At 67.7% G+C, this 21,963-nt stretch carries 17 protein-coding genes; 6 read left to right on the forward strand and 11 right to left on the reverse strand.

Annotation, left to right across the window (positions count from 1 at the left end; translation table 11 throughout):
* Positions 1-25: 25 nt before the first annotated feature.
* From PM1_RS05340 to yaaA, 11 genes are all read right to left on the reverse strand, one after another.
* Positions 26-1,216 carry an alginate O-acetyltransferase gene (locus PM1_RS05340; RefSeq protein WP_009616080.1) on the reverse strand — a complete coding sequence of 397 codons (1,191 nt, stop codon included), beginning with the start codon at positions 1,214-1,216 and terminating at the stop codon, positions 26-28.
* A 13-nt stretch (positions 1,217-1,229) separates the two neighbouring features.
* Complete coding sequence (locus PM1_RS05345; RefSeq protein WP_009616081.1) at positions 1,230-2,792, reverse strand: MBOAT family O-acyltransferase; 1,563 nt, start codon at positions 2,790-2,792, stop codon at positions 1,230-1,232.
* A gap of 317 nt (positions 2,793-3,109) precedes the next feature.
* Positions 3,110-4,183, reverse strand: a complete 1,074-nt coding sequence (locus tag PM1_RS05350) for a mannuronate-specific alginate lyase (RefSeq protein ID WP_152604511.1) — start codon at positions 4,181-4,183, stop codon at positions 3,110-3,112.
* Positions 4,184-4,240: 57 nt separating this feature from the next.
* Positions 4,241-5,683 carry an alginate O-acetyltransferase gene (locus tag PM1_RS05355; RefSeq protein WP_009616083.1) on the reverse strand — a complete coding sequence of 481 codons (1,443 nt, stop codon included), beginning with the start codon at positions 5,681-5,683 and terminating at the stop codon, positions 4,241-4,243.
* A gap of 11 nt (positions 5,684-5,694) precedes the next feature.
* On the reverse strand, positions 5,695-7,305 hold the full coding sequence (gene algG / locus PM1_RS05360; protein ID WP_009616084.1) for a mannuronan 5-epimerase AlgG: 1,611 nt from the start codon (positions 7,303-7,305) through the stop codon (positions 5,695-5,697).
* A 185-nt stretch (positions 7,306-7,490) separates the two neighbouring features.
* Positions 7,491-8,924 (reverse strand): alginate export family protein, encoded by a 1,434-nt coding sequence (locus tag PM1_RS05365; protein WP_043300301.1) that lies wholly within the window; start codon positions 8,922-8,924, stop codon positions 7,491-7,493.
* Between the two features lie 83 nt (positions 8,925-9,007).
* The gene (algK, locus tag PM1_RS05370; RefSeq protein WP_009616086.1) at positions 9,008-10,405 is read right to left on the reverse strand and encodes an alginate biosynthesis TPR repeat lipoprotein AlgK; all 1,398 of its coding nucleotides are present in this window, start codon (positions 10,403-10,405) and stop codon (positions 9,008-9,010) included.
* 10 nt (positions 10,406-10,415) lie between these two features.
* Positions 10,416-11,585 carry an alginate biosynthesis protein Alg44 gene (locus PM1_RS05375; RefSeq protein WP_009616087.1) on the reverse strand — a complete coding sequence of 390 codons (1,170 nt, stop codon included), beginning with the start codon at positions 11,583-11,585 and terminating at the stop codon, positions 10,416-10,418.
* Positions 11,586-11,643: 58 nt separating this feature from the next.
* Entirely contained in the window at positions 11,644-13,125 is a 1,482-nt protein-coding gene (gene alg8 / locus PM1_RS05380) for a mannuronan synthase (protein ID WP_009616088.1), read from the reverse strand.
* Positions 13,126-13,269: 144 nt separating this feature from the next.
* Positions 13,270-14,580, reverse strand: a complete 1,311-nt coding sequence (gene algD / locus PM1_RS05385; RefSeq protein WP_009616089.1) for a GDP-mannose 6-dehydrogenase — start codon at positions 14,578-14,580, stop codon at positions 13,270-13,272.
* 854 nt (positions 14,581-15,434) lie between these two features.
* Positions 15,435-16,214 carry a peroxide stress protein YaaA gene (yaaA, locus tag PM1_RS05390; RefSeq protein WP_009616090.1) on the reverse strand — a complete coding sequence of 260 codons (780 nt, stop codon included), beginning with the start codon at positions 16,212-16,214 and terminating at the stop codon, positions 15,435-15,437.
* Between the two features lie 407 nt (positions 16,215-16,621).
* Between yaaA and PM1_RS05395 the strand changes: the two genes are divergently transcribed.
* From PM1_RS05395 to PM1_RS05420, 6 genes are all read left to right on the forward strand, one after another.
* Entirely contained in the window at positions 16,622-18,013 is a 1,392-nt protein-coding gene (locus tag PM1_RS05395; protein WP_009616091.1) for a PhoH family protein, read from the forward strand.
* Between the two features lie 859 nt (positions 18,014-18,872).
* Positions 18,873-19,349 carry a cyclic pyranopterin monophosphate synthase MoaC gene (gene moaC / locus PM1_RS05400; protein ID WP_009616092.1) on the forward strand — a complete coding sequence of 159 codons (477 nt, stop codon included), beginning with the start codon at positions 18,873-18,875 and terminating at the stop codon, positions 19,347-19,349.
* Positions 19,346-19,594 carry a MoaD/ThiS family protein gene (locus tag PM1_RS05405; protein ID WP_009616093.1) on the forward strand — a complete coding sequence of 83 codons (249 nt, stop codon included), beginning with the start codon at positions 19,346-19,348 and terminating at the stop codon, positions 19,592-19,594. The genes moaC and PM1_RS05405 overlap by 4 nt, the downstream gene beginning before the upstream one ends.
* A gap of 4 nt (positions 19,595-19,598) precedes the next feature.
* On the forward strand, positions 19,599-20,051 hold the full coding sequence (moaE, locus tag PM1_RS05410) for a molybdopterin synthase catalytic subunit MoaE (RefSeq protein WP_009616094.1): 453 nt from the start codon (positions 19,599-19,601) through the stop codon (positions 20,049-20,051).
* Between the two features lie 83 nt (positions 20,052-20,134).
* Complete coding sequence (gene moaB / locus PM1_RS05415; RefSeq protein WP_009616095.1) at positions 20,135-20,707, forward strand: molybdenum cofactor biosynthesis protein B; 573 nt, start codon at positions 20,135-20,137, stop codon at positions 20,705-20,707.
* The gene (locus PM1_RS05420) at positions 20,704-21,939 is read left to right on the forward strand and encodes a molybdopterin molybdotransferase MoeA (protein WP_009616096.1); all 1,236 of its coding nucleotides are present in this window, start codon (positions 20,704-20,706) and stop codon (positions 21,937-21,939) included. Before moaB ends, PM1_RS05420 begins: the two co-directional genes overlap by 4 nt.
* The last annotated feature ends 24 nt before the right edge of the window (positions 21,940-21,963 follow it).

The following is a 21,963-nucleotide window of genomic DNA, read 5'->3' on the forward strand; positions in this document are numbered from 1 at the left end:
CGCGCTGGCGCCCTTGGCGTGGCGCTCAGTGCGCCGCGGTCAGGCCCGGCGGGTTGGCCGCCAGGCGTTCGTCACGGTTGCCGGCCGCGCGCAGCTGGGCCAGCCAGTCGGCATCGAACTGGCTGAGGTCGCTGTGCATCGGCAGGTAGCGTTCGGGGAATTCCCACACCAGCAGGCGCGGCGGCTTCTGCTGGAAGCCCGGGTCCTTGAGCAGTTCGAGCATGGGTTCGAGGGGGCCCTTGCCTTCCTTGGCGTAGTTGATCAGGTCGGTGGACAGCGCCTGCTTGAGCGCGCCGGCGAAGTTCCAGTGCGGGTTGGCGCTGTAGCTGGTGCCCACCAGGGCCACCTGCGGCTCGGCGCTGTCGCCGAACAGGTCGCCGCCGGCCGCGGCGTTGTCTTCGGCCGGGTGGGTCTGGCGCGCCTGCAGCTGGTCCGGCGCCGGCAGCAGTTCGCTGAACAGCGGGTCCAGGGGCAGGAAGGTCAGCAGGTCGCCCTTGTGTGGCGTGGCCTTGCTGGCGTCGGTGATGAAGGTCTGCTGCGGCAGGTCGAGGTTCTGCCCCTCGCGGATGCTCTGGGCCAGGCGCTGGGCCACGGCCTCGGCGCCCAGCGGCGTCCAGTGGGTGTCGGTGCGCAGGAACACCTGGCCGTTGTTCTTGGCCTGCTCCAGGGTGTCCAGCAGCTTGGGCGCGGCCATGCCGGCCTGGCGCGCGCGCTGCAGGAACTCGTCGTAGAGGCCGACGTGCAACTGGGCCGGCTGTTCCTTGCCGATGTACTCGGGGTAGATGCGCGCCTTGGCCGGGATGATCGCCAGCACCAGCTTCACGCCGCGGCGCTCCAGCTCCTGCTGCACGCCGCGCACCAGGGCCCAGTTGTCGTCCAGCTGGGTCTGGCTGGGCGCCGGCTTGAATTCTTCGTCGGTGTACAGCCAGCCGTCCTTGCCGATCACCACGCCCGGGCGGCCTTCGTCGAACAGGGCGTAGTCCAGCGCGGCCCAGAGGTTGGTGCCCAGGCGCTTGATGGGGAACTGGTCGTCGTAGTGGCCTTCGAAGGCGTGGGCCAGCTTGCCGTTGAGCACCGTGGTGCCCTCGGCGGCGGCGAAGCTGGGGAAGGCCTTCAGCGACCAGCCGGCCAGGCCCAGCAGTATCCCGCCGAAGGCGGCGACGTAGGCGTATTGCAGGGGTTTGCTGATCTTGGAAACGTAAGGAGTCGGTTGCATGGTCCGGCCTCGCTCAGAACTGGAAGTAGAGGAAGGGCGAGTAGCTCTGCGCCGAGAGCTTCAGCACCGAGGCGGCGAACAGCGCCAGCAGGGCCACGCGGGTGGCCAGCACGGGCAGCTGGGTGAGCCAGTGCGGGCGGTACACCGCCGCGCCGCTGCGCGAGTAGGCGATGGCCGCCGGGTCGTTCTCGGCGTCCTGCGGGCTGCGCGGCTGGGCGCTGGCCGGGCCGTCGGCGGTGACGTCGTCGGTCTTGGCCGCGGCCTTGGGCGCCTTGCTCTGCAGCGGCTGGTTGTAGAACTGGCGCAGGCCGAAGACGGCCAGCACCACGTAGGCCACCACCAGGGTGCCGACCTGCAGGCCGGTGAGGCTGGCGCGGCTCTGCTCGGACAGGCTCCAGTCGCCGAAGCTGAACATGGCTGCGTACATGCGCCAGGCCACGTGCAGGTTCTCGGCGCGGAAGATCACCCAGCCGACGATCACCAGCAGGAAAGTGAAGGCCCATTTCAGCGGGTTGAGCACCCGCGGCGCGGCGTTCACGCCCAGGGCGCGCTCGATGGCCAGCCATACGCCGTGCCAGGCGCCCCAGATGATGTAGGTGACGTTGGCGCCGTGCCACAGGCCGCCCAGGAGCATGGTCAGGATCAGGTTGCGATAGGTCTGGAAGGTGCTGCCGCGGTTGCCGCCCAGGCTGATGTACAGGTAGTCGCGCAGCCAGGTGGACAGGCTGATGTGCCAGCGCCGCCAGAACTCGGTGATCGACTGGCTGATGTAGGGCTGGTTGAAGTTCTCCATGAAGCGGAAGCCCATCATCAGGCCCAGGCCAATGGCCATGTCGCTGTAGCCGGAGAAGTCGAAGTACAGCTGCGCGGTGTAGGCCAGGGCGCCCAGCCAGGCGTCGCCGGTGGTCGGGTCCTGCAGGGCGAAGCAGTGGTCGGCCAGGGCCGCCAGGGTGTCGGCGATGAACACCTTCTTGACGAAGCCCTGCATGAAGCGGGTGCAGCCTTCGGCGAACTTGTCGAGGGTGTGGGTGCGGTGGTTGAACTGGTCCACCAGGTCCTTGAAGCGCAGCACGGGGCCGGCGATCAGGTGCGGGAAGATCGCCACGAAGGCCGCGAAGTCGATGAGGTTGCGCGTGGCCGGGGTGTCGCCGCGGTACACGTCGATGATGTAGCTGATCGACTCGAAGGTGTAGAAGCTGATGCCGATGGGCAGCAGGATGTGCGTCAGCACGAAGGGCTGCATGCCGAACGAGGTGATGATCTGGTTGAGGCTGTCGACGCCGAAGTTGGCGTACTTGAAGTAGCCCAGCACGGCCAGGTCGACCACCACGCCGAGGATCAGCCAGCGTTTGGCCGCCAGGGTGCGCACGCCGGCGGCACCGATGCGCAGGCCGATCCAGTAGTTGAACAGGGTCACGCCGGCGAACAGGGCGAGGAAGTCCACCCGCCACCAGGCGTAGAAGACGTAGCTGGCCACCAGCAACAGCAGGTTGCGGTAGCGGTTCCCGCTCAGGTAGTACAGGCCGAGGAAGATCGGCAGGAACAGGAACAGGAACACGTTGGAAGAAAAGACCATTGCCCGTCTCGCTCTGGAGCTTCGTACCCAGGGTGGCTCCAGCCCTTCCGGCGCCTGTCGGCGCGCAAGGAAAAGGCCGGTGTCACCCGCCAGTTCCTCCCCGTTGTGTCGCTAAGGTGGTGCGCCCGCCCGGCGTCTTTTTGCGCTTGGGTCGGGGGTGGCTGGGCCCGTCTTCGTTGCGGGGTTCAGCCGGGTGTTTCGGTGTTGCGGGGAGGTTCTTTCCCTCTCCCTGAAGGGAGAGGGGACTGTTCGGTGCAGGTGGAAACCGTTGTGTCAGCCGGCACGTGCCGGCCTGCACCCCACTCCCATTGAGCGCATCAGCTCCCGCCGTTGCCGCGGTTGAACACCTTCGTCACATCCCCGCCGAGGCGGAAGCTGTTGAACGGCTCCATCTTCCTGCGCCAGTCCTGGGTCTTCGGCGCGCAGCTGTAGAGCGCGCAGTAGGGCTCCAGCCAGGCGAACTTGCTGTTTTCCTTCAGGTCGCTCATGTCCTGGTCGTTGCCGGTCCGGCGGTCGAAGTCCTGCTGGTCGTCCACCCCCTGCATCACCCTTTCGGCCAGGCGCTGCAGGGCGCCGTTGTTTTCCTGGCGCAGGTCCACGCCGTTGACCTGGGCGAAGGCGGCGATCATCGCCAGCGGCGGCAGGCTGTAGTTGTGGTAGGACAGGGCGCGCTGGCGGCGCTTGAGTTCGTTGGGCAGGTAGCCCTGGGCGTCGACCTGGCTGGCCGCCACCTTGAATTCGCGCACCGACCAGTCGAACAGGTCGCGGCGGTTGGTCACCACGGCGGTGGACATCACCGACCAGGCCGCCCAGTAGCTGTGGTTGTTGATCTTCTTCAGCGGCAGGTTGCTCCAGTCGCTGACCACCTGGGTGCCGAGCTTGCCGAACCACTGCTCGATCTGCGCCGCCTGCTGCGGGTAGGCCGCCAGCGGGCGGCTGCTGGAGAACTTCAGGCGCAGGTAGGACGAGGACAGGCTGCCCAGGGCCCATTTGCGCATGGACTTGCCGGTGTGGTTGAAGTCGCCGCTTTCCAGCGCATCGGCCCGGGCCCAGGTGGTCAGCCAGTTCAGCGCGCAGTCCAGGTCGCCCTTGTGGCCGCTGCGCATGTACTGGGTGATCAGCTTGGTGGTGCCGCGCTCCATGTCGGTGATGTCCTTGATCTGCTCGCGGAACTTGCCTTCGGCGGCCAGGTTGAGGGTGGCACGCGCCGAGTCGGAGCCCTCGTACTTGCTGGTGAACTGCAGCGAGCCGGTGTAGGGCGTGGGCACTGCCGGGCAGCTGTCGGCGTCGCCCTTGCGCTCGCCGACCGCGGCGAAGTAGCCCGGCGGCGGCACCAGGTCGGCGGCCTGGCTGCTCTGCCCGTAGAGGGCGGCGAGGCTGCTCAGGGCCATGGCCGGCCACAGCAGGCGCAGGCCCTTGTTGCGGGAAAGTCGCTGGATGGACATGGATTACCTCCCGGCCACGGTACTGGCGGTGGCCTTGATCTGCGGGGTCTGGCACAGCTTCGCCTCGACCTCGAGGCCGGCCGGCATGTCGTCCGGCGCCTCGATCTCCAGGGAGAGGAACTGCTGGTCCGGCCAGTCCTCGTCGTTGCGCAGTTCGAAGACGTAGCGCCCGCCGGTGTCGACGGCCTTGGACTGCTCGATCTTCAGCTGCTCGCGGCGGCCGTTCATGTACCAGACGGTGTTCTTCAACTCGTGGATGCCCGGGTCGCTGTAGGTGACGTCGGCGGTGTAGCTGCCGCTGCGGATCGGCAGCGCCGCGCTGTTGAGCAGCACCTCGTTGCGCCCGGCGTGCAGCTTGACCTTGCGGCTGAGCACGGCCTTCTGCTCGGCGCAGCCGTTGGCCACCAGGGGCATGGCCTGGCGGTAGAAGCTCTTCTGCGCCATGTCGTAGTGGGTGGCGAATTCCCAGACCAGGATCTTCGGCGGCTTGTCGTGGAATTCCTTGCTGGTCAGGTAGGCCAGCAGCGAGCTGTCGAAGCCGCCGCCGGAGACGGCGTTGTTGAGGATGTCGACTTTGCCGTACTGCTCCAGGAAGCCGACGAAGTTGTACGCCGGGCCGCTGTTGGAGGTGCCGACCACCGCCACCTGCGGGTCGCCGCCGTCGCCGAACAGGTCGCCGCCGCCGCTGTCGCCCACCGGCTCGGTCTCGAAGCGGTCGACGTACTGCGGCGCGTAGCTGCTGCCGCACAGTTGCGCGGCGGCCTTGTGGAAGGTGCCGAGCTTGGACAGCAGGCCCACGCGCTTGCTTTCGAATTCCTTCTTCGGGATGTCGGCATAGGCGGGCATCTGCTTCAGCGTCTCGGCGGCGATCTTGGCGCTGCGCATGGCGCCGTAGGGCGTCCAGTGGTGGTCGCCCTTGAAGTAGTAGGGGTGGGCTTCCTTCTCGTCGAACAGCGGCGAGAAGTCGGGGGTGTAGATGCCGGCCTCGCGGAACTTGGCGATGGTCGCCAGGTAGTTCTTCTTCGCCAGTTCGTAGTCGAACGAGGCCTTCTCCTCGGGGCTGAGCTTCTCGCGGTTGATCAGCCCGCGGGTGGGCTGGTAGACCACCATCAGCTCGACGCCGCGGCGCTCCAGCGCCTCACGCAGCGCCTTGAGTTCGCGCCAGCCCTCGGGCGTGGTGCCGAAGTCGGTGCGCAGGTCGTAGGTGGTGCGGAACAGCCAGTCTTCCTGGGCCGGCACCAGGTGGGTGAAGAAGCCCAGGTACTTGGTGTTGTAGGCCTTGTCGTCGGCCGCGGCCGGGCACAGGCCGGCGGCGGGCAGGGCGCTGTAGGTCGGCGCGCCGGCGTCGGCGGCACCGGCGGCGCCCGCAGCAAGAATACCGTGGGCCAGCAGCAGGCCGGCGGCCAGAGTCGACAGGCGCAGCAGACGATGGGGGCGGATGGTCATGGTACGGGTCCTCAATTCTGCAGTTCGGCCTGGCTTTCCACGGGGTCGATCAGCACGGCGCGCTGCTGGCGCACGAGCAGGTCGAGGATCTGGTCCTGCTTCTCGCCGAGCACGCCGTTGAAGCTGATGCCGGAGGATTTGGTCGGGCCGAGCATGGCCACCTTGTAGAGTTCCAGCGACAGCGGCGAATCCACCGACAAGGGACCTGAGCCGTTGCCCACCAGCTTGCCGCCGACCACGATGAGCGACACCTTGGTGTCGAAGGGGTCGAGGTCGATGTTGCGGTCGGTGTTGGACAGGTCCTTGATGTGCCCGTATACGCCGATCAGCTTGTTGCCGGCGGCGAGGTTCTCGTACAGGCGGATGTTCACGCTGTTGCGGATGCGGATGCCGTGGCGCCGGTTGCCCAGCACCTGGTTGCCGTAGATCAGGTTGTCGCCGCTCTCGTACAGGGTGATGCCGTCGGAGTGGTTGCGGTACACCTCGTTGTAGGCCACCAGGTTGCGTTCGGAGTTACGGTCCAGGACGATTCCGGAGAGGTGGTTGTCGTAGGTCTTGTTGCGGAAGATCCAGCTGTCGTTGACCTCGCGCGAGACGATGATGCCGTGCTTCTTCTTCGTCCCGTACACGGTGTTCTCGGCGATGATCAGGCGGTGCGAGCGGTCGTGCGGGTCGATGCCGTAGATGACGTTGTCGCGGTAGGTGTTGCCGCGCACCACCAGGTCGTCGGCCTCGTAGCAGTAGAAGCCGTACCAGTTGTCGACGAAGGTGGAGCCGATCACCCAGCCCTTGGGCCGCGGGCGCTTCATGGTCTTGTCCATGCCCGGGCTGTACTGCGAGATGGAGATGCCGTAGGCCTTGGAGGCGTTGTAGCCGAAACTGGTGAAGGTGCTGTTCACCAGGTAGGCCTCGGCGCCGCCCCAGGACACCAGGAACGGGCGGAACTCGTTGGGGCTCTTGAACCAGGCCGGCTCGCCGCGGGCTTCGTTCCAGGCGGTGACCTTGGTATCGCGCACGAACAGCTTGCCGTCGTTGACCAGGAAGGCGCCGCGGTCCTGGGACAGGCGCAGTTCCCTGACCTTGCCGTCGATCTCCAGGGTCGCGCCCTGGCTGACCACGATGGGCAGACGGGCGACGAACACGCCGGGTTCTACCTGCTCCAGCGCCTTGCCGAGCTTGCCGGCCAGCTGCGCGAGGTTGACGTAGCCGCCCTCGATGAAGATGGCCTGGGGCATTTGCCGCTGGCGCTTGACCCACTCGGCCAGGCGGTTCTGCCCGCCGGTGAATTCCTTCAGCGGCTGCTGCTGCACCATGCGCTGCACCACGGCCTTGCCGCCGGGCTTGCGCACGATCTTCTTCGCCACCGCCTCGGCGGTGTAGCCGGAGAGGTCGGGCAGCTTCGGCGGGGCCAGGTGCAGCGGGCCCTCGGGCAGCGCGGTGACCGTGTAGTTGCCGGTTTCCTTGAGGCCCTGGACGTGGCCGGGCTGGTTGGCCGGCGAGGGCTGCTCGCTGGCCTCGGCGTCCTTGGCGTTGGCCGCCGGGGTCGAGGCCCAGGCGGGGCCCGTGGCGGCCAGCAGGCCGCCGAGCAGCAGGGCGGCCAGGGGTAGCGGATGGCGGTTCATGGTGGGTTCTCCCTGTGGGCGTGGAGCCGGAAGGCGCTGGGCCCCCGCGTGCGCGGGAGTGACGGTCGCCGGGCGGGGGATGCGAACCCCCGCGCTCCCCGTGCCCGTTCGCACGCGGGAGGGGTTTTCCGTCATCCCCGCGAACGCGGGGAACCAGTGACTGCCAGCTCGCATCGCCCTGATCCTCAGAAGCGCCAGATGAAATCGACGAAGGCGTGGTGCATCGTCGAGTCGACGTGGCTGCCGTAGGCGTCGCCGGGCTTGAAGACGCCGCCGCGGAAGCGCACCAGGGCCGAGGGCTCGTCGATGTACTGGCTCATCGAGGCGGGCAGCAGGCCCTGCTTGAAGTACTTGGTGACCACCAGGTCGACTTCCTGGCCGATGTCCTTGGAGTTGTTCTCCAGGGGCGCGGTGATGCCGCTGTTGCCGATGTCCGAGTCGCCGTCCACGCGCCAGAACTTGTGGTACACGACGCTGGCGTCGTAGTCGTCGCGCAGCTGCCAGGCGCCGAACAGGGTGGCGTCCTGCAGGTTGGAGAGTTCGCCGCGGAAGGCCTCGCCGAAGCGGTGCACGCGGGCGCGGGTGCCGGTGAAGTTGGAGCGGTTGCTCTGCAGGCCGGTCTGTTCGTACTGGTCCTCGCCGTCGTGGCCGCCGCCGCTGCCGCGTGCGTAGCCGACGCCGGCGCGCCACTGCTCGTCGATGTTCCAGCGCAGGCCCAGGTCGACGCCGTAGGCGTTGACGTCGCCGCTCTGCTTGCCGGTGGCCACGCGCTCGCCGTCCACCGCGGCGCTGGTCAGGCGGTCGCGGTTGCCGCTCAGCCAGGTGGCGCTGGCCCAGTAGTTCAGCGGCATCTGCGAGCGGTAGTTGTAGCCATCGCCGTTGGCTTCGATGCCCACCCAGGTGAGGTCGCCGGTGGAGCGCTTGTCCAGCGAGTCGATGGTTTCGCCCGCATCCGGCAGGCTGCCGCTGTCATCGCTGTGGTGCAGGCGCAGGCCCACCCAGTGGTGCGGCGCCCATTGCGTGGAGATGTCGCCGAAGACGTGGGTGCGGTCCTCGTCTTCCGGCGCCAGGTCGGTGATGTCGGTGCGGTACTCGGAGAAGCGCTGGGCGGCGCCCAGGTGGGCGCGCAGCAGGGTGGTGTCGAAGGTCCAGTTCAGCGCCTCGATATTGGTGTCCTGCCACATGCCGCTGTCGTCGCGCAGGCGCTGGCGGCCGAAGCGCAGGTGCTCGCCGGGGTACTGGGTGAGGCCGGCGTAGTCCACCCAGAATTCGCGCAGGGCGAGGTAGGCGTCGTCCGGCTCGCGCTTGTTGTCGCCGCTGTCGCGACCGCTGGCGTCGACTTCGTCGGACTGCAGGGTGTCGGTCTGGATGGTGTCGGTGGCGGCCACCGCCTGGCCCATCACGTAGGCGCTCCACTGGCCCCACTGGCCGAAGGCCCAGGGCCGCAGGTCGATGCCGATGCCGTTGAGGTCGCCGCCGTGGGCGGTGCCCAGGTCGCGGTCGTCCTCGGATTCGGCGGTGATCTTGATGTCGATGCCGTAGTTCTTCGGCGGCGTGTCGTCGGCCCAGGCGCCGGCGGCGAACAGGGTGCCGGCCAGGCTCATGCCGGCGCCGAGCATCGCCGGGAACAGCCGGGCGCGGCGGATGGCGCGGGCCAGGCGGATCGGTTGGAACAGCGGGGCGGAGGTCGGGTCGGGGCGCTTCATAGGCTTTCTTGTTCCTGTTCGTTCTGCATGAGGCTGACGGTGGCCTGCCAGTTGGCGCCGCGGGCCTGTTCCTCGCGCTTGAGCAACTGCTGCGCCTGGCTCAGTTCGGCCGGCTGCAGCTGCGGTTGCAGTTCGCTCATCAGGTCGCCGGCCTGGGGTATCTGCTGGCGCTGCGCCAGGGTGCCGAAGACATAGGCGTTGACGCGGTTGGGCTGTACGCCGCGGCCTTGCGACCAGAGCTGGGCCAGGGCCATGTCGGCGCTGGCCTGGCCCGCGCGGGCGGCGATCAGCAGGTGGTCGGCGGCCTTCTGCGGGTAGACCTTGCCGAGGAAGCCGCGGCGGTAGATCTGCCCCAGGTAGTAGTGCGCCTGGGGTTCGCTGGCGGCGGCCTTGAGCAGGTGCTGCTCGGCCTTCTGCGGGTCCTGGGGCATCCACTTGCCGTCGTAGTACAGGCGCCCGAGCAGCAGCTCGGCGCGCGGCTGGGCGGCGTCCTGGGCCTTCTTCAGGTAGTCGAGCATCTGCTCGACGTCGCCCAGCTCGGGGTAGTCGTACTGCAGCTTGGCCAGGTCGACCCAGGCCGCGGGGTAGGTCGGCGCCAGTTCGTTGAGCAGGGCCTGGGCGGTCTGCGGGTCGGGCTTGCCGAGGTCGGCGTCGGCCAGCACCTGGGCCACCGATTCCACCCGCTCCGGCGGCACCCGGCCGGCCTTGTGCGCGGCGCGCAGGCGGTCGAGGTGGGCCTTCTGCTTGTCGGCGTTGCCCTGCACCTGGTAGACGGTGGCCAGCTCCATCCAGCACACGTCCATGCGCGTCAGCCAGCGCTGGCAGACCTGCTCGATCTCGCCCAGGTGCTGGTTGTAGGTGCCCTGGGTGCGGTACAGGATGATCTGCGCCAGGTCGGCCTGGGGCAGGCCCTGGGCGCGCCACTGGTCGATGCGCTGTTGCGGGTTCACGCCCGGCCAGGCCTGCGGGTACTGCAGGTAGAGCACGATCAGCGGCACCAGGGCGCTGTCCTCGCCCTCGTTGAAGGCGCGGTTGAGCAACTGCTCGGCCTCGCGGTGCTCGGCGTCGGTGGCGCCGGGCTTGGCCGCCAGCCACTTGCCCAGGCGCGCTCGGGCCCGCGGCGAGGTCTCGGCGGCGTCGCGGTAGAGCTTCTCTGCCTTGGCCTGGGCCGCGCTGTCGCCGCTGGCGGCCTGCATGTCGGCCAGGCCGATCTGCGCGTCGGTGTAGCCGAGGGTGGCCAGGGCCTGGTAGTTGGCCTGGGCGGTGGCGATGTCGCCGCGGGCCATGGCTTCGTCGGCCAGGCGCTGGTCCGGCAGGCCGGCGCAGCCGGCGGCCAGGCCGATGGCCAGGGCCAGGGCGGCGCCGCGCAGCGGATGGTGGGCGATGGCGTTCATGCTTGGGTCCTCAGCGCGCGGTGGCCATGGCCATGGCCTTGTTCAGCAGGGTGCGGCCGGGCAGGCCGCCGATGCTGACTTCCGCCGGGCGCCCGGCGAGCTGGCTGTCCAGCGGCTGCTCGGGCTGGATCTGCGCGCGGATCTCCGACGACAGGTCGCCGTCCACCGGCGCGGTGCGCAGGATGCGGCCGCTGCGCACTTCGCTGTCGCCGGCGACCTGGAAGTGCACCAGGGTGCCCGGCGAGAGTTCGGCGGCGTTGCGGTAGGCGAAGCGCGCCTCGACGGTGGCGCTGGCGTCGCGCGGGGCCAGGGTGAAGATCACGTCGCCCTTGTTGGCGTACTGGCCGTTGGCGACGCGTTGTTCGATCACCCGGCAGTCGCAGGGGCTGGTGAGGGTGCCCTTGAGCTGGTGGCCGAAGAGCTTCTCGATGTTGCCGGGGTTGAGCTGCTCGTCGGACAGGTTGCCCTTGAGCAGGTCCAGCAGGCTGGTGGAGAAGGTGGCGATGGGCGCGCCCTTGGCCACTTCGGCGTCCATCTGCACCAGGCTGTCGACGGTGCCCTCGCGGGGCATGGTGATCTGCTGGGCGGGGATGTTGACCACGCCGGAGTCGGCATGGGTGACGAAGTACAGGTTGTACAGCTGGTTGAGGATGAAGGCGAAGGCGCCGACGCCGACCACGAAGATGGCGGTGCTCAGGGTCACCGCGCGGATGCGCCCGAAGAAGCCCATGCCGCCGCCGGCGCCGCCGTGCTTGCGGGCCTTGGTGAAGTTCTCGCGCTGCAGGGTGTTGAGCATGTCGCCGACGCTGACCACCTCGCCGGCCAGGTACGCGGTGATCAGGTAGCGCAGGGCGGCGACCTCGCGCGGCTTCAGGTGCTGGAACTCGCAGCCGGTGCGGCGGCTGTCCGGGTCGAAGGAGCGCACCTGGAACTCCACTTCCAGGGCGAAGCTGATGCTGTCGATCTGGAACAGCAGCTTGCCCTTGTGGATGTCGCCGACCTGGATCGGCGCGCCGCTGGCAGTGAAGGCGAAGCCGCCGGCGGAAAGGTCCAAGAGCCTTGCGTCGACGCCCTCGCGGTTGGCGCCGATGTAGCGGATGCGCGCGGGCAGCTTGACCCGCGCGTGCTGGCGCTGGGCTTCGGATTCGTGCACGACGTTGACGTTGACGGCGGTATTCATGAAGTCGGTCCTATGTTCGAAACGGGTCGGATCGGCCGCGGGCCGGTTGCTCAAGGGGTCATACGATCGTCAGGAGTACGGCGACGAACACACTGGCGGCAGAGAAGGTCATGGCGCGCGAGGACCAGGTGTTGAACCAGCGCTGGTAGCTGTTCAGGCCCCGGTCGAGCTTGGTGCTCTGGCGCGTCCAGGACTGCTGGTCGAGGCGGAAGAACACGTAGATCTTCACCAGGGCGCCGACGATCTGGTTGTAATAGAGGATCAGCGGGTAGGCCGGGCCGATCGGGTGGCCGGACAGCGACAGCAGCAGGGTGAGGATCAGGCGGGTGATGCCGATCCACAGCAGGTACACCAGCAGGAAGGTGATGCTGTACTTGATGCTGGCGATGATCGCCGCCACCAGGCCCAGCAGGCAGGTCCACATGGACAGGCGCTGGTCGAACAGCACCACCGTGGTGAACCAGCCCAGGCGCTGCGGGCCCAAGGCCAGGGCGCGGGAGTTCTGCCGCAGGTTGTTGCCGTACCAGCGGAACATCAGCTTGCGGCTGGCCTTGACGAAGCTCTTCTCCGGCGGGTGCTCGACGGTGTTGATGGCAGCGTCCGGCACGTAGAAGGTGTCGTAGCCCAGGCGCATCAGGCTGTACCAGCTGGACTTGTCGTCGCCGGTGAGGAACTGGAAGCGCCCCAGGCGCCAGTGGTCCAGGTGGTCGGCCTCGACGTCGGCGATGAAGTCGGGGTCGGTGACCACCGCGGCGCGGAACACCGACATGCGCCCGGTCATGGTCAGCACGCGCTTGGACAGAGCCATGGAGCACATGTTGATGTGGCGCTGGGCGAAGCGCAGCTTGTGCCACTGGCTCATCACGTAGCCGCCCTGCACCTCGCAGAATTCGTTGGTGGTCAGGCCGCCGACCTGGGGGAACAGCTTGAACCAGCGCACCGTGGCCTGAACCACGCCGGGTTCGAGCACGGTGTCGCCGTCGATCACCGCCACCACCGAGCCTTCGTCGGGCATGTGCCGGGAGATGGCGCGGAAGCCGTGGGCCAGGCCGTCGCGCTTGCCGGTGCCGGGGATGCGCACGAAGTCCAGCTTCACGTGGGCGGGCGGGTTGAGCTTCTGCCACTGCTGCTTGATCAGCACCTCGTCGGACATCTCGACGATGGAGCAGACCACGGTGGTCGGGTAGCCGCAGGCGATGGCCTCCTGGATCACCGAGCGGTAGACCATGGAGGTGGTCATGGCGTCGATGCGGAAGCTGGTGACCATCAGGTACACGTGGGACGGGTCCGCCGCCTTGCCGAGCTTGCGCAGGCGCCGCTTGTAGTGCGGGTAGACGACGTGGAGGAAGAGCATGCCGCGCAGGAAGTGCAGACCGCCCATGGAATAACGCCAGATGCCCACCGCGCCGATGATCAGCAGGAAGTCGCGGGCATTGGGGTCGAACACCGTGGGGGGCACGATCAGCGCCAGGCCCATCAGCAGGCAGAGGAAGGCCAGCCAGCCGGTGGCTTCGCCGAGGGCTCGTTTGTATGCGTCCATGGTCAGGTCCGTCAGTCGCGTCTTGGCTTCGTGGGAACAGGTGGGCTCCCGTAGGAGCGAGCTTGCTCGCGAACCGCCCCGGCACCGGTAGCGCCGGGAAGAGCGTTCGCGAGCAGGCTCGCTCCTGCGAAGAGCCGGCGGCGCTTACCAGCAGATGCCTTCGGCGCGCTCGTCGGAGCCGTGGGACATGAAGCCGATCAGGTCGACCACCTTCTTGCCCTGCGGCGCCTGGTTCACCACGTCGACGAACAGCTCGTCGCCGTTGCCCAGCACCAGCACGTCGGAGGTCTTCACCACCTGGTCGAGGTCGGAGACCAGCAGCGAGGAGACGTGGGGGATCTTCGACTCGATGTACTCCTTGTTCGCGCCGTGGACGCGGGCGTACTCGACGTTGCGGTCGAAGATCTGCAGCTCGTAGCCCTTGCCGATGAGCATCTCGGCCAGCTCCACCAGCGGGCTCTCGCGCAGGTCGTCGGTGCCGGACTTGAACGACAGGCCGAGCAGGCCGACCTTGCGGCTGCCGTGGGCGGTGATGATCTCGAAGGCCTTCTGCACCTGGTAGGCGTTGCTGCGCATGATCGAGCCGATCATCGGGTGCTCGACGTCCAGTTGGCCGGCGCGGTAGGTGAGGGCGCGCACGTCCTTGGGCAGGCAGGAGCCGCCGAAGGCGAAGCCGGGCTTCATGTAGTAGCGCGACAGGTTCAGCTTGCGGTCCTGGCAGACCACGTCCATCACCTCGCGGCCATCGACGCCGACGGCCTTGGCGATGTTGCCGATCTCGTTGGCGAAGGTGACCTTGGCGGCGTGCCAGACGTTGCAGGTGTACTTGATCATCTCCGCGACTTCGATGGACTTGCGGATGATCGGCGCGTCCAGCTCGCGGTAGATTTCCTCCAGCAGGTCGCCGGTCTGGGCGTCCAGCTCGCCGATGACGGTCATCGGCGGGAAGTCGTAGTCCTTGATCGCGGTGCTCTCGCGCAGGAACTCGGGGTTGGTGCCCACGCCGAAGTCGGCCCCGGCCTTCTTGCCCGAGCAGTCCTCGATGATCGGGATCACCACGTTCTTCACGGTGCCCGGCAGCACGGTGCTGCGCACCACCACGGTGTGGCGGCCGGCCTTCTCGCGGATGGCGTAGCCGATCTCGCGGCAGACGCTCTCGATGTAGCCCAGGTCCAGGTCGCCGTTCTTCTTGCTCGGGGTGCCGACGCAGATGAAGGAGACGTCGCTGTCCAGCACCGCCTGCTTGAAGTCGGTGGTGCCCGACAGCCGCGAGGTGCTGATGCCCTGTTCCAGCAGGGGCTCCAGCCCCGGTTCGACGATGGGCGACTTGCCGCGGTTGATCAGGTCGATCTTGGTGGTGGAAACGTCCACGCCGATCACTTCGTGACCACGGGCGGACAGGCAACCGGCGCATACTGCACCGACGTAGCCAAGACCAAAGATGCTGATACGCATCGTATTCACCTCTGCTTTGTCGAGCTGTTAAAAGTTGGCCTTCTGGCCAATTCCCTTTTGCTGCGGCGCCCCTGTCAGGCGCGCCGCTTCAGGCAGTCCGTGAGTGACTCGAATTTTCTGCACTCAATTCGGGCAGAGTTCCGCGGCATGCACTTTAATGTTTCAGGGTGATTGCAAAGTTAGAACTAATTGCACTCTTCTGATGCACTAAAGTTTGCTTTGGAGTTCTGCATTAATTTCATAACTCATTGAAATTATTCAGGTTGAACGAGTCCCTCGAGCAGCGCTCGATGCGTTTTCGAAAAACCTGGTTATGGGCAACAAACCCATGATGGGCGTTGCGGAAGTAGGATGTTCGAGGCCGCTCGATAGTTCCTGCCACCCATCCTGAGGAGTGGTCGGAATTAAATATCCAATCGCCATCAAATAAGGCGCTTTTGATATCAAGCTGAAACACGACTGTCGTTTTTGGCGGACTTGCAAAATGCAATGATTGGAAAAAGTTCCGCGGTGATTCAGCCGTTTTACACTTCGTTCAGCTGCCGTTCAGGATGTCGGGGAGGGTGTTTCAAGGTGTTTCGTGCAACTTGCAATCGTGAATTGCATGTAATGGCGGGGTGCTTTTAATGGCCAATGGATTACATGCGCGATGGCAAAAAAGGCGCTTTTCTGCCGTGGTGATGGCGCGCGGGAGCGAGAAAAATTTTTTCAATGTCTTGGCTGTTGCCGACGAACGGTAGCCTTGACCATCTTCGCCGTGTGGGTAATTCGGCGGCACATGGGGGCTGGAGGGGGATCGACGGTAGCGGGGGAGGGGGCGTGACGGCCGTTTGGCCGCCACTTTCGGGGGCAGGTCAGGCGTCGGGGTGGTCGCGCAGGAACACCAGGCGGTCGGCGGAGGACTCCTCGGCGGCGAAGCGGTAGCCGGCGTAGTCGAAGTCCTTCAGGCCCTCGGGGTCGGTCAGGCGCTCCTTGATCACGTAGCGCGCCATCAGGCCGCGGGCCTTCTTGGCGTAGAAGCTGATGATCTTGTACTGGCCGTTCTTCAGGTCCTTGAACTCGGTGTCGATGATGCGGGCGTCCAGCGCCTTGCGCTTCACCGCGGCGAAGTATTCGTTGGAGGCCAGGTTGAGCAGCACGGCGTCGCCCTGCTCGGCGAGGTCTTGATTCAGCCAGGCGCTGATGCGCTCGCCCCAGAACTCATAGAGGTTGGCGCCGCGGGCGTTGGCCAGTTTGGTGCCCATCTCCAGGCGGTAGGGCTGCATCAGGTCCAGCGGCCGCAGCACGCCATAAAGGCCGGAGAGCATGCGCAGGTGGCGCTGGGCGAAGTCGAAGTCGGCGGCGTCGAAGTCCTCGGCGGCAAGGCCGGTATAGACGTCGCCCTTGAAGGCCAGCAGCGCCTGCTTGGCGTTGGCCGGGCTGAAGTCGGGGTGCCAGCTGGCGTAGCGCGCGGCGTTCAGGCCGGCGAGCTTGTCCGACAGGCTCATCAGGCTGCCGATCTGCGCCGGGGTCATCTCGCGCAGCACGCCGATCAGCTCCTGGGCATCGTCCAGGTGCAGCGGCAGGGTGTGGCGGTCGGTGACCGGCGGGGTCTCGTAGTCCAGGGTCTTGGCGGGGGAAATCACCATCAGCATCGTGCGGTCTCCTCGAAGCGTCGGGCGATTGTAGGGAGTTGCCGGGGCCGGCTCCACCCATGGGGACGATAGGCGGGGCCAATGAAGAGGGGCGCGGAGAGACCGTCGGGCGCGGATAAGCCGATGATCGGATTAATAAAATTAGCGCCGTAACGCAGCCGCGCCAAGGTATTTCGTCAGCCGGCGAAAAAAATTCGCCTGATAAGGAAAAAGACTTTCTACCGTCACAATTTTTCCTGTATTTCTGGAGCCGTAGACCGCCGAACCCTGCAGACAGGTGGCGGCCCCGGCCCGTCCCTTGCTTGCACCTCTCTCGAGCCCCGGCATCGAGAGCCGGCGTCTCACCGCACGGCGGAGCGCTGTCACGGCATTCCGTCGTAACGCCCCCAGAATGAGGTGACACGCGTATGGATGACCACGGACGTTCCAGCACCACCCAGCCGATCTTCTACGTCCTCGACACCAACGTTCTGATCCACGATCCCAACGCCCTGCTCAACTTCCAGGAACACCACGTCGCCATCCCGATGACGGTGCTGGAGGAACTCGACAAGCTCAAGACCGGTAAACACTCCGTCGCCGCCGAATGCCGCCAGGCCATCCGCCTGATCGACCAGGTGCTGGGCGAGGCGAGCCCGGAGCAGGTGGAGGACGGGGTTCCCATCCAGCGCGGCAAGAGCGGCCCCTGCGGTAGCCTGTCGATCCTCATGAGCAAGCGCGCCGAGCCGATCACCTGGCTGCCGGAGCACCTCAACGACAACAAGATCATCAACCAGCTGGTCGAGCTGCAGAGCCGCAACAGCAGCCGCCGGGTGGTGCTGGTCACCAAGGACATCAACATGCGCCTGAAGGCGCGCGCCTGCGGGGTGGCGGCGGAGGACTACCACACCGACCAGCTGATCGACGACGTGGCCCTGCTGCCGCGCGGCTACCACTCGCTGAACGGCTCGTTCTGGGACCGCGTCAGCAAGGTCGAGACGCGCCAGGACCATGGCCGCACCTGGCACCGCGTGCAGCTCACCGACAACCTGCCGGCGGTGCACATCAACGAGTTCATCGTCGACGAGCAGGGCTTCGTCGGCTGGATCAAGGGCATCCAGCAGGACGAACTGCTGATCCTCGACCTGCACCAGGAGCCGCTGCTGCACCAGGAGGCCTGGGGCCTGCGCCCGCGCGACCTGTACCAGTCGCTGGCGCTGTACGCGCTGCTCGACCCGGACATCCACCTGGTCAACCTGTCCGGCGCCGCCGGCTCGGGCAAGACCATCCTGGCCCTGGCCGCGGCCATCGAGCAGACCATGGTCACCAAGCGCTACCGGCGTATCATCGCCACCCGCAGCGTGCAGGGCCTGGACGAGGACATCGGCTTCCTGCCCGGCACCGAGGCCGAGAAGATGGAACCCTGGCTGGGCGCCATCACCGACAACCTCGAAGCGCTGCATTCGGACGACGAATGCACCCACGGTAGCGTCGACTACATCCTCAGCAAGGTGCCGCTGCAGTTCAAATCGCTGAACTACATCCGCGGCCGCAGCTTCCAGCAGAGCCTGATCCTCATCGACGAATGCCAGAACCTCACCCCGCACCAGATGAAGACCATCATCACCCGCGCGGGCAATGGCTCGAAGGTGATCTGCCTGGGCAACCTGGCGCAGATCGACACCCCCTACCTGTCGGCCACCAGCTCCGGCCTGACCTACCTGACCGAACGCTTCAAGGACTTCCCCCACGGCGTGCACGTGACCCTGCAAGGGGTACCGCGCTCGGTGCTGGCGGAGTTCGCCGAGGCGCATCTGTAAACGCGGAACCGGCCAGGCTCCTGCTGGGCTGGCCGGAGTACTCGATACCTTCCCCGATGCACGGAAAGCCCCCCTCTCCCTTCAGGGAGAGGGCTGGGGAGAGGGTTACGGACTTCGCTTTCACTCCAGCGCTTGGCCTGAACTCCGCACCCCCACCCTAACCCTCCCCCGCAAGCGGGAGAGGGGACCGTTGGGCAGAACGAGGGGCCAGGCAGTCAGCCGGCCCCACCGTAATTTCCGGCTAAAGCCGCTCTCCCAGCCGGCACGGACGGCCCCCTCTCCCTTCAGGGAGGGGGCTGGGGAGAGGGTTACGGACTTCGCCGCCACTCCAGCGTTTGGCCTGGACTCCGCACCCCCTCCCTAACCCTCCCCCGCAAGCGGGAGAGGGGACCGTTGGGCAGAACGGGGGGCCATGCAGTCAGCCGGCCCCACCGTAATTTCCGGCTAAAGCCGCTCTCCCAGCCGGCACGGACGGCTCCCTCTCCCTTCAGGGAGAGGGCTGGGGAGAGGGTTACGGACTTCGCCGCTGCTCCAGCGTTTGGCCTGGACTCCGCACCCCCTCCCTAACCCTCCCCCGCAAGCGGGAGAGGGGACCGTTGGGCAGAACGGGGGGCCACGCAGTCAGCCGGCAGTACAGGTGCAGGGAGCCACGGGCTTTCCGTGCGCTCCGGACAGCCCCCTCTCCCTCTGGGAGAGGGTTGGGGTGAGGGTGACGGACTCCGCCACCATTCCAGCGTCCGACCCGCCCTACCTCTTTTTGTATACAATCCCCCCTCCTTTTTCACCTCTCGCCAGGCCCCCCACGGCCCATCCAGGGCGTACACTGGTTGCCATCGCTCGTTCCATCCGGAGACTTTCCTTGCTCACCCATCTCGATTCCCAGGGCCGCGCCAACATGGTCGACGTCACCGACAAGGCGGTGACCTCCCGTGAAGCCGTGGCCGAAGCGCGGGTGCGCATGCGCCCGGAAACCCTGCGCCTGATCCAGGACGGCGGCCACCCCAAGGGCGACGTCTTCGCCGTGGCGCGCATCGCCGGCATCCAGGCGGCCAAGCGCACCCATGAACTCATCCCGCTGTGCCATCCGCTGCTGCTCACCAGCGTCAAGGTCGAGCTGCAGGCCGACGGCGAGGACGCCGTGCGCATCGAGGCGCGCTGCAAGCTGGCCGGGCAGACCGGCGTGGAGATGGAGGCGCTGACCGCCGCCAGCGTCGCCGCGCTGACCATCTACGACATGTGCAAGGCCGTGGACAAGGGCATGACCATCGAGGGCGTGCGCCTGCTGGAGAAGCTCGGCGGCAAGAGCGGCCACTACCGTGCGGAGGAGGGCCGATGATCCGCGTGCAATACTTCGCCCGTTACCGCGAGGCCCTCGGCCTGGACGGCGAGCAGCTGGGCTGGAGCGAGGCCTTCGCCAGCGTCGACGGCCTGCGCGAACACCTGCTGCAACGCGGCGGCGCCTGGCAGGTGCTGGCCGAGCAGAACCTGATGTGCGCGCGCAACCAGGAGTTGTGCGCCCTCGACGAGCCCCTCGCCGATGGCGACGAGGTGGCCTTCTTCCCCACCGTCACCGGAGGCTGAGGCCATGGCCGTGCGCGTCCAGGAAAGCCCCTTCGACCCCGGCGCCGAGGTCAACGCGCTGCATGCCGCCAACGTCGGCATCGGCGCGGTGGTCGGCTTCGTCGGCTACGTGCGTGACTTCAACGACGGCCGCGAGGTCGGCGGCATGTTCCTCGAACACTACCCGGGCATGACCGAGAGGGCCCTGGAGAAGATCGCCGGGCAGGCCCGGGAGCGCTGGCCGCTGCTGCGCCTGGAAATTCTCCACCGCATCGGCCGCCTGGAGCCGGGCGAGCCCATCGTCTTCGTCGGCACCGCCAGCGCCCACCGCCAGGCGGCGTTCGACGCCTGCAACTTCGTCATGGACTACCTCAAGACCCGCGCGCCCTTCTGGAAGAAGGAAGACACCGCCGAAGGCCCGCGCTGGGTGGAAGGCCGCTGCAGCGACCAGGCCGCGGCGCAGCGCTGGGACAAATAGTCGCGCTACCTCTTCCGAGGAATGGGCAGGCCAGCCGCCGAGGCGCAGGCTGGCCGCAGTCTCATCCTTCCCCGGAGGCAGCCATGAGCCACCTGGCCACGCAGGACTTCCAGAGCCTGCAGATCGCCGTGCTGACCGTCAGCGACACCCGCACCCTGCAAACCGACGATTCCGGCCAGACCCTGGCCGACGCCCTGCGCGAGGCCGGCCACGTGCTGGCCGAGCGGCGCCTGGTGGTGGACGACATCCACCAGATCCGCGCGGTGGTCTGCGCCTGGATCGCCGACCCGCGCATCCAGGTCGGGCTGATCACCGGCGGCACCGGCTTCACCGCCCGCGACAACACCCCGCAGGCCGTCGAGCCGCTGCTGGAGCGGCGCGTCGAGGGCTTCGGCGAACTCTTCCGCCAGGTCTCCCTGGGCGAGATCGGCACCTCCAGCATCCAGTCGCGGGCCCTGGCCGGCGTCACCAACGGCACCCTGGTCTGCTGCCTGCCCGGCTCGCCCGGCGCCTGCCGCACCGCCTGGCGGGAAATTCTCGCCGCGCAGCTGGACAGCCGCACCCGGCCGTGCAACTTCGTGCCGCACCTGAAGACCCCGCCCAGGCCCGAGGGCGGTTGCGGCGGCGGCGCCTGTGCCTGCGGCAGCCGGTCATGAGCGGCTGCGGCTGTGACGGCCACGGCCTGAAACCGGTGGACGAGGCCCTGGCCGAGCTGCTGGCGCGCGCCCCGGCGCCGCCGGCGGTGGAGTCCGTGGCCCTGGCCGACGCCCTTGGCCGGGTGCTGGCCAGCGACCTGGAAGCCCCCTGCGACCTGCCGCACTGGGACAACAGCGCGATGGACGGCTACGCCCTGCGCGCGGCCGACGTGCCGGCGGGCGGCGGCAGCCTGGCGCTGGCCGGCTGCATCGCCGCCGGCGAGGCGGGCGACCAGGCGTTGCCGGCGGGCTGCGCCGTGCGCATTTTCACCGGCGCGCCCTTGCCGCCGGGGGCCGACAGCGTGGTGGCCCAGGAGGATTGCCGGGCCGAGGGCGACCGCGTGTGGTTGCCGTCGGTCGCGCTGGGCAGCCATGTGCGCCGCCGTGGCGAGGAACTGCGCCAGGGCGCGCCGCTGTTGCGTGCCGGACTCCGCCTGCGGCCCCAGGAGCTGGGCCTGCTGGCCGCCGTGGGCCAGGCACGGGTGCCGGTGTACCGGCGCCTGCGCGTATGCCTGCTGAGCAGCGGCGACGAACTGCGCGAGCCCGGCCAGGCGCTGGCGCCGGGGCAGATCTACAACGCCAACCGCTTCAGCCTCGGCGCCCTGCTGCGCCAATGGGGCCTGGACGTACAGGAATACGAAGTGCTGGTCGACACCCTGGCCGCCAGCCGCGACGCCCTGGAACTGGCCGCCGCCGAATGCGACGTGCTGATCAGCAGCGGCGGCGTCTCGGTGGGCGAGCGCGACCATCTCAAGCAGGCGGTCGGCGCCCTCGGCGAACTGCACCTGTGGCGCCTGGCGATGCAGCCGGGCAAGCCGCTGGCCTTCGGCAGCGTGGCCGGCAAGCCCTGGCTGGGCCTGCCGGGCAACCCGGCGGCGGCGCTGGTCACCGCCCTGGTGGCGGCGCGGCCCTTCCTGCGCCGCGCTCAGGGGCTGGCCGAGACCGCGCTGGCGCCGCTGAACCTGCCGGCGGCCTTCGCCTGGCCGCAGCCGAACAAGCGCCGCCAGTACCTGCGGGCGCGCCTGGCCACCGACGCCAGCGGCGCCAGCCGGGTGGAAATCCACCCGCAGCAGGGCTCGGCGATGCTGCTGGCCGCTAGCTGGGCCGACGGCCTGGCGGTGGTGGAGGCGGGGCGTACCCTCGCCGCCGGCGAGCCCGTGGCCTACCTGCCGTTCAGCGAACTGTACGGCTGACGTCAGCCCTGGCCGCCGGCCTCG

Source organism: Pseudomonas sp. M1, from assembly GCF_022760135.1.
GTDB classification, from domain to species: Bacteria; Pseudomonadota; Gammaproteobacteria; order Pseudomonadales; family Pseudomonadaceae; genus Pseudomonas; species Pseudomonas citronellolis.

Excerpts from the sequence above, each read along its gene's own strand:
- PM1_RS05340 (WP_009616080.1), bottom strand. The coding sequence starts at position 1,216 with ATGCAACCGACTCCTTACGTTTCCAAGATCAGCAAACCCCTGCAATAC.
- PM1_RS05345 (WP_009616081.1), bottom strand. The coding sequence starts at position 2,792 with ATGGTCTTTTCTTCCAACGTGTTCCTGTTCCTGTTCCTGCCGATCTTC.
- PM1_RS05350 (WP_152604511.1), bottom strand. The coding sequence starts at position 4,183 with ATGGCCCTGAGCAGCCTCGCCGCCCTCTACGGGCAGAGCAGCCAGGCC.
- PM1_RS05355 (WP_009616083.1), bottom strand. The coding sequence starts at position 5,683 with ATGACCATCCGCCCCCATCGTCTGCTGCGCCTGTCGACTCTGGCCGCC.
- algG (WP_009616084.1), bottom strand. The coding sequence starts at position 7,305 with ATGAACCGCCATCCGCTACCCCTGGCCGCCCTGCTGCTCGGCGGCCTG.
- PM1_RS05365 (WP_043300301.1), bottom strand. The coding sequence starts at position 8,924 with ATGCTCGGCGCCGGCATGAGCCTGGCCGGCACCCTGTTCGCCGCCGGC.
- algK (WP_009616086.1), bottom strand. The coding sequence starts at position 10,405 with ATGAACGCCATCGCCCACCATCCGCTGCGCGGCGCCGCCCTGGCCCTG.
- PM1_RS05375 (WP_009616087.1), bottom strand. The coding sequence starts at position 11,585 with ATGAATACCGCCGTCAACGTCAACGTCGTGCACGAATCCGAAGCCCAG.
- alg8 (WP_009616088.1), bottom strand. The coding sequence starts at position 13,125 with ATGGACGCATACAAACGAGCCCTCGGCGAAGCCACCGGCTGGCTGGCC.
- algD (WP_009616089.1), bottom strand. The coding sequence starts at position 14,580 with ATGCGTATCAGCATCTTTGGTCTTGGCTACGTCGGTGCAGTATGCGCC.
- yaaA (WP_009616090.1), bottom strand. The coding sequence starts at position 16,214 with ATGCTGATGGTGATTTCCCCCGCCAAGACCCTGGACTACGAGACCCCG.
- PM1_RS05395 (WP_009616091.1), top strand. The coding sequence starts at position 16,622 with ATGGATGACCACGGACGTTCCAGCACCACCCAGCCGATCTTCTACGTC.
- PM1_RS05405 (WP_009616093.1), top strand. The coding sequence starts at position 19,346 with ATGATCCGCGTGCAATACTTCGCCCGTTACCGCGAGGCCCTCGGCCTG.
- moaE (WP_009616094.1), top strand. The coding sequence starts at position 19,599 with ATGGCCGTGCGCGTCCAGGAAAGCCCCTTCGACCCCGGCGCCGAGGTC.
- moaB (WP_009616095.1), top strand. The coding sequence starts at position 20,135 with ATGAGCCACCTGGCCACGCAGGACTTCCAGAGCCTGCAGATCGCCGTG.
- PM1_RS05420 (WP_009616096.1), top strand. The coding sequence starts at position 20,704 with ATGAGCGGCTGCGGCTGTGACGGCCACGGCCTGAAACCGGTGGACGAG.